Genomic DNA, 545 nt, shown 5'->3' with positions numbered 1-545 from the left:
TTAGTTGGTGATGTGACGACTTGCCCGCCTGCCGCGTTCTCTTCGCTGACCGCAAAGGCAAACAAGTTAATCCAGTCCATGATCTCCATTGGATCATTTTCTACTGCTGCATTAGCTTCTAGTTTTTTCAACAGATTCGGAGCTCGGCGAGTGACGTTCAAGCCACCTTCAAGGATCCCTTCAGTATCGAAACCACGCTGCATGCACAGTGACATCACTTTCCAAATTTGTTCAGCTCTTTGGTCAATTTCTTCTTGCTCTCGAAATGCCAGCTCATTTTGCAGAATCATACCACCAAGGCTGAGGCCATTTTTCTCTGCTTTTTCCAACATTTCGTCTGCGGATGAAAAAGGGAAAGGTACTTCTGCGCTGGCTTGTTGGCCGCCATGTTCGAGCTCTGCCGCTGTCGCAATAAAACCACCACCGAGAGAGTAGTACGTCTCAACAGCGACTTGAGCTCCTGCGGCATCGAGCGCGGTGATCGTCATACCATTTTCATGCAGCGGCAGGTTGTCGCTGTGAAATACAATGGCGTGGTCGTAGCT

The 545-nt window shown here is 49.4% G+C and carries 1 protein-coding gene; it reads right to left on the bottom strand.

Annotation, left to right across the window (positions count from 1 at the left end; translation table 11 throughout):
• Window positions 1-545, bottom strand: a 545-nt coding sequence (locus tag R8O10_RS27005) for an L-serine ammonia-lyase, iron-sulfur-dependent, subunit alpha (RefSeq protein WP_318192196.1), incomplete at both ends; no start/stop codon positions are given.

It is taken from the genome of Vibrio sp. 1727, from assembly GCF_033344415.1.
Classification (GTDB): Bacteria; Pseudomonadota; Gammaproteobacteria; order Enterobacterales; family Vibrionaceae; genus Vibrio; species Vibrio alginolyticus.
Note: the sequence above shows the minus strand (reverse complement) of the source record. Positions and strands in the feature narration are given on the sequence as shown.